The 5,865-nt window shown below is 58.8% G+C and carries 4 protein-coding genes and 1 pseudogene; 3 read left to right on the top strand and 2 right to left on the bottom strand.

Features of this window, described 5'->3' with window-relative positions:
• The first annotated feature begins 495 nt into the window (after positions 1-495).
• Entirely contained in the window at positions 496-801 is a 306-nt protein-coding gene (locus tag IVB41_RS22140; protein ID WP_247434942.1) for a hypothetical protein, read from the top strand.
• Positions 752-1,938: pseudogene (locus tag IVB41_RS22135) on the top strand (IS3 family transposase). Before IVB41_RS22140 ends, IVB41_RS22135 begins: the two are co-directional and overlap by 50 nt.
• 74 nt (positions 1,939-2,012) lie before the next feature.
• Here IVB41_RS22135 and IVB41_RS22130 read toward each other — a convergent pair.
• A complete protein-coding gene (locus IVB41_RS22130; RefSeq protein ID WP_027567835.1) occupies positions 2,013-2,261 on the bottom strand; it encodes a hypothetical protein in 249 nt (82 codons plus the stop codon).
• A gap of 2,159 nt (positions 2,262-4,420) precedes the next feature.
• On the opposite strand from IVB41_RS22130, the gene IVB41_RS22125 reads away from it, so the two are divergent.
• Positions 4,421-4,636: a hypothetical protein gene (locus IVB41_RS22125; RefSeq protein WP_027567836.1), complete on the top strand. Its 216-nt coding sequence runs from the start codon at positions 4,421-4,423 to the stop codon at positions 4,634-4,636.
• An 898-nt stretch (positions 4,637-5,534) separates the two neighbouring features.
• On the opposite strand, the gene IVB41_RS35915 is transcribed toward IVB41_RS22125, so the two are convergent.
• Entirely contained in the window at positions 5,535-5,774 is a 240-nt protein-coding gene (locus tag IVB41_RS35915) for a DUF262 domain-containing protein (protein ID WP_407062494.1), read from the bottom strand.
• Between the last annotated feature and the right edge of the window lie 91 nt (positions 5,775-5,865).

Genomic DNA, 5,865 nt, shown 5'->3' with positions numbered 1-5,865 from the left:
CTCGGGCCCGGACCTCGGGTGAAAACTTGTTCGTCGTCTTGCTCGTCATGGCTCCATCCTCTCAGGAGTTGGAGCCTCCGGCAAACCCGGGGCGGTTCAGCTGCGATCGTAATGACAAAGCAGATTGGTCGCGCTTACGGCGTCTGAGTGAAGCAGCTGAGGAACAATAGAAAGCGGGACGAACGTTGCCGGATGAACATGGTGGCGGCGGGTCGCCGCCCCCAAACGGTTTCGGGCATCGATGCAGAAGGGGCCGTTCAAACCGTCCAAGAGGAACTAACGCTGAAGCCGACCTTTAAGAGCTCAAGCCGCCGCCCGATTCCAGAGAACCAGTGGAGCTAAGCTACCTCGCTCGCCCGATTGCGTAGCAGTAACCCGGCGGAAACCAGTCGCGACTAAGCTTGTCATTGCGCTCGTGAACTGGTCGAGCGCGCTAGGCATGGGCAGGTCGAGCCCCGCTCGCCCGGGGTGAGCGTGCTTCCTTGATCGAGAGAGATGCGCATCAACAAGATCAACTGGGACAAGGTCGATCGCGTGACCGAGCCCGGCCGCTATAGGTGCTTTTTTGGCTATCTAACCGTCACGTCAGACGACATTGAAGTGTGGACGCGCTTTCCCAACGCGACGTTCACCCTGATCACGCAGATGGCGGACGAGCAGTCGATAGGCGATGAGTATCGTCTGGGCGTGACCTGCCCCTGCCGATTTCCTCCAGTTGAAGTTAGTGTCCGGCCTTCTGAAGGACGGACAGATGAAGCGAGCCAGGTTTACGGAAGAGCAGATTATTGGCGTGCTGCGTGAGCATGAGGCGGGTGCGAAGGCTGCCGATTTGGCGCGGAAGCATGGCATCTCTGAAGCGACGCTGTACAATTGGAAGGCGAAGTTCGGCGGTCTGGACGTCTCCGATGCCAAGCGGTTGCGGCAACTCGAGGACGAGAACGCTAAGCTGAAGAAGCTGCTGGCCGAGCAGATGCTGGATGCTGCAGCGCTACGCGAGCTTTTGTCAAAAAAATGGTAGGGCCCGTCGCCAAGCGCGAAGCCGTCGCGCACCTGCAGGCCGTCATGGGTCTGTCGGAGCGGCGGGCCTGCGGCATCGTCGGCGCTGACCGCAAGATGGTTCGGTACCGATCGTGCCGACCGCCGGACACCGAACTACGCGGCCACTTGCACGAGCTTGCTAATGCCCGTCGGCGGTTCGGCTACCGCCGGCTGTTCGTGCTGCTTCGCCAGCAGGGCGAGCCGTCCGGGCGGAACCGGATCTACCGTCTGTATCGAGAGGAAGGCCTCAGCGTGCGCAAGCGCCGAGCCCGCCGCCGCGCCGTGGGCACCCGAGCGCCGATACTGGTCGAGGCTCGGCCGAACGCCCGGTGGTCGCTGGATTTTGTCCACGACCAGTTCGCCAGCGGCCGTCGCTTCCGGGTCCTGAATATCGTCGATGACGTGACCCGGGAATGTCTGGCGGCCATCCCCGACACCTCGGTCCCGGGGCGGCGGGTGGCACGCGAACTGACGGCGCTGATCAATCAGCGCGGCAAGCCGGGCATGATCGTCTCCGACAACGGCACCGAGTTCACCTGCAATGCCATGCTGGCCTAGTCGGAGGAGAACAAGATCGACTGGCACTTCATTGCGCCGGGCAAGCCGATGCAGAACGGCTTCTGTGAAAGCTTCAACGGCCGGATGCGGGACGAGCTTCTCAACGAAACCTTGTTCTTCGGCCTCGATCACGCCCGCGCCAAGATTGCGGATTGGGTCGGCGACTACAACGGCCAACGCCCGCATTCCTCGCTCGGCTATCTGACCCCTGCGGCCTATGCCGCCTACCTCACCGCAACGTGCGATCGGCTGCGCAACCCCGACCAGCTCCGCCGATCGCACGTTGCTCACACCGCGCCAAACGGCGTAACATCCGCCGAGACTCTAACCCCTACTGGGTGAAACTTCAGGGGCAGGTCAGGCGCATTCGACATCGGCGACCCGCAAGGCTAGCAATGCCGCCCTCGGTCAGGTGATTACGCCGCCACCTGCCCAGGCTTCGCACGCCGCTCAAGAGCATAGATGGTCGACAGGAGGTTGTCGCGCCGCGCGCGGAGATTTAGCGCAAGAAGCGGATAGGTTGGCTTCCGCACGTCGAACACGCCTGCCTTGGCTTCCTCTTCGAGGATATCGGAATTCATAAGATCAACGCGCCACCACAGATCGGCTATGAGCGCGCTGAGCTGCAGTTCCCCGGTGATACCGGAACGGGACACTTCTTGCATCGTTTGCCTCAACCTGAAACAGCCACTCCAAGGGAGTTGGCTTTGGTCTTGACTGAGCAAACAGAGTGCCAAGGAAAGCCCTATGGGGTCAGGTTCCAGAATTAACTTCCAGAGCTACGATCAAGCTTAACTCTCGGGTTCGATTGCCGTCGGCCTCGAATACGGTAGCTTGGCATCGGACATTGCCTGCGTCCGGCTTTGCGACTGCGAGGTCGACACGGTGTGCCGGCGCGCTTTTACTGCGGATACCGCGAGCTTCCTTGTGACGAATGAACCGACCGACGATCCGCTCGATCTTATTGAGATACGAGAACAGATCAGGGTATTGCGATCGAAGCACTCCCACAATCTTCCTCTCACTGCCATCTTGAACGCTTCCTCGTGAAAATCTCATTTCTATCAGAGCCGAGGGATGCCGCGCATATGCGACATTTGCGGTCTGAATTCGGGCGAACGCTGCAAACAGTTGAAGCGATCCTCTCGCGCTGCCACTCAACGAAGAAGTCAGGCGTCCTTAAGCGACCCAAGTCACACTACGCAGGACTACTTTCGCCCGCGTGCGTGGTGGTGATGGGATGCCGTCGCGAAGTCGTCCTCGTTGTTCGTAGCGGTGCCTTCGCAGCAAGGGAGGAGGAGCCACCCTCTCGGTCGCGGCCTTGGTCGTTAGTACAGGCACACGAGCTCACACTCGACACGGGCCAGCCACAAGTCGGTGCGGAAGTCAGCCTGTGACTCAAAAGAGACGTCAACCTGAGTGCGGTCCAACCGTGCTCAAAGGACCTCCGCAAGCAGAAGGCCGGCATTTCTTCCGGCCATACGGCTCGAACATCTCTAGCAGGTCTTTCCAGACATCTGCGCGGCCCGAGATGTGCACCCCGCGCCCGCCCTCGGCATTGATTTAGCTTTGGTTGCGCCAGCGGTTTTCGCCGCAGATTTGGTCGAACCAGCCGTGCTGGTTTGAGCTTGGAGACTGGTCGTGCATGAAAGCCCGAAGAACAACACTGTTGTTGCGCATAGCAATTTCTTCATTTGCAATCTCAATTTCAAAAAGGAATGTGAGAACGCGCTCAGCTTACTCCCTTATCTTCGTATGTCACGCCGGGCTCGCTTTCTTGTTCGCTCGGATCGGCGTCATTGCGAGCGCTGAACCGGCATGATGTCCCCGAAACTTAATCCAAAGGGAAGAGAGGTGGAATTGGAGCCGGCGCAAACTGAAAAGGGATGAGTGAAAGAGGCCGCCTACCGAGGCGGCCTCTGGGCTGAAAGCAGCCGCTCGCTTAAACGCGGGCAGCGATTGCATTCAACGTAGCACTCCGGGGCTGGCAAGAGCGCTAAGCCGCTACGGCTCTCCCGCATTAAGTTCTGTGAATGTGTCCTAAATTCAACTGACCGGAGTCATCGCAAAGAAAAACCGAAATTAGCGCTGTGGACCCCCACGCGACATGTCAGCCAGCCCTGCTGTCCATGTCAGAGGAGCTGCCATCCATTCTGCAACAGTCAGCCGATTTCGGTTAATGAAACAACGATTTACGTTGCTCCGAGAACACGGAGGCGTAGCATCGCTGATGCCGGGGCTGGTCCATATTTCACCTAGTTTTTTTTAAACCCGGCGGGCTGCAGCATCGAAAGAGCTGTGGCCCTTTTAGTCGGTGGCCGCGCTGTATTCCGACAGATTGATTTCGAAAAGGAAGAAGCCCCGCCAGGCACGTTAGCTAGCGGGGCTTCCAGCCGAAAGTCGCAGTGAGTTCACCATTGCGACCGAGGAGTATGAATATAACGAGGTTTACACTTTGTAGCGGCGGCTGCGTAGCGTGCTGGTTGGGACGGGGCCGCGGGGGACATACGCGGCCTTGTGCTCGGGGTGAGAGCCCGCCAGCTAGCCAGCCCCGGCGGCGCTCTCCCTCAGCACAAGGTTCAGATTAATGACTCGTGATCTGTGATTTAGGTCATATTGCCGCTGATCGATCGCCCGCAATCATGGCTCCACCGGGCTGGCTCAATATTTTACTTAGACCTATTTCACCCGGAAATTTTTTGACAACAAGGCCGCAGCAGCCCCCTGCTGCGGCCTTTGTGTCCACGGCGCTTAGCGTGATCAGTCTTGCGGCCGTACTTGTGTACCAATGACTTCGGCGTCTTGCGCCATTGGAGAAGGTCTTATGTCCAAAGAGAAAAATTGCCTGATCGTTCGTGCTGCGGGAAGACAACTGGACCTTTTACGCGGCGAAGCCTCCCGCATCGCGAAGGGCAGTAGCCTCGACTGGTGGAGCGATCAGGCGGAGGTCGGCACTCGCTTCTGCTTCGAGAATACAAAGGCAAAAGAGTCATTCGCTCTCGCTTGCGACAACTTCGGGATTCCCTGCCAAGACGGCTAGCCCGCGCTTTGACATCTGACGAGTGGGCCCGCCAGCGTGAACCGGCGGGCCTCGATTTTCGAAGGCGAATTGAACCTTTACACTCCACGCTCATACTCATGGGTATCCGGGATTTTTGTTAATCCCGTCCCGGGGCTGGACGGATATCAAGCCGCCGGGACAAGGTATTGCGTGCCCGGCGGTCTAATTTGGCTTGTCGGTTCGGAGAGCACCATCGGATCAGGCGCGCAGGGGCTCCCCATGCCAAGCGACCCGATAGTTGTGCTCCAGCTCGTCCAGCATTCTGGACAGGTGCAACACGGCAAAGCACAGCTCTGGCCGCGTGCCGTCGTCCGCTTCCGAGATCAATTGCGCGGTGATCCTGCCCATCATAACGCAACGGCTGATCGGCGTTTCCAGGTCGCAGAAGGCCTTACCGCGGAGCGCTGCGGTTCATCCTCGGTGATCGGCCAGGCATCGGCAGCTAGATGATGTTGCTCATGCCATCACCGTATGCTGCCAGAGCCAGCCGGCCTCCTCCAGAAGGCCGTCTTGGTCGTCGCCAGTCCCTCATAGCGGCCGCCGTCGGCCAGGAGCCCCCGCCTACCCCTCAACTCCGGATATGTGCCACTATTGCGTGTGTTCTAGCGTGAGCGGGGCATCACATGGTCATCGGAGACAACCGCCCAGACGTAACCCCAGGCGGATCTGTGCAAAAACTTGTAAGACGGCTCGCTGCCGTTCTTGCATCGGACATTGTTGGCTACAGCGCAATGATGGGCCGCAATGAGGAGGGCACACAAGTGCAGTACCCAGACTTCGTCGTTCCTTAGCATGGCCGAGTGCGGCAAGCAGGCACGCAATGCAGATTGCATCCCTTCGAACGACTGTTCGTCTATGGGTAACGCCTACGTCCAATTCACGGACTCGTTGGTGCTATCTGTAAAGAACAAGGAAATGACCGAAGCGGAAGCGATGCGTCGATATGCAGAGTACAAGACTTCCCTAAGCCAACCATGGTCTTCTTGACGCTCTTGAAGACCGGCTTATCTACGCGCCAAAGCAAGATGCTGCCGATTGGAAAGCCTCGATAGACGCTCTCGAGCAGCTCTAGTACTTGCTTTTCCTCCCAGACGAAGTCTCGTTGAAGGGTACGCATCCGGCGAAGGCCCCCGGCTAGGCCGCTTTCGGGAAGGCTGAACGCGCTCAAGCTGCGTGAGCGACGCTTTGGGGCTGCCAATTCCAAGGCA

The organism is Bradyrhizobium sp. 44 (assembly GCF_023073095.1).
Taxonomy (GTDB): domain Bacteria; phylum Pseudomonadota; class Alphaproteobacteria; order Rhizobiales; family Xanthobacteraceae; genus Bradyrhizobium.
This window is presented reverse-complemented; position numbering and strand designations above follow the sequence as displayed.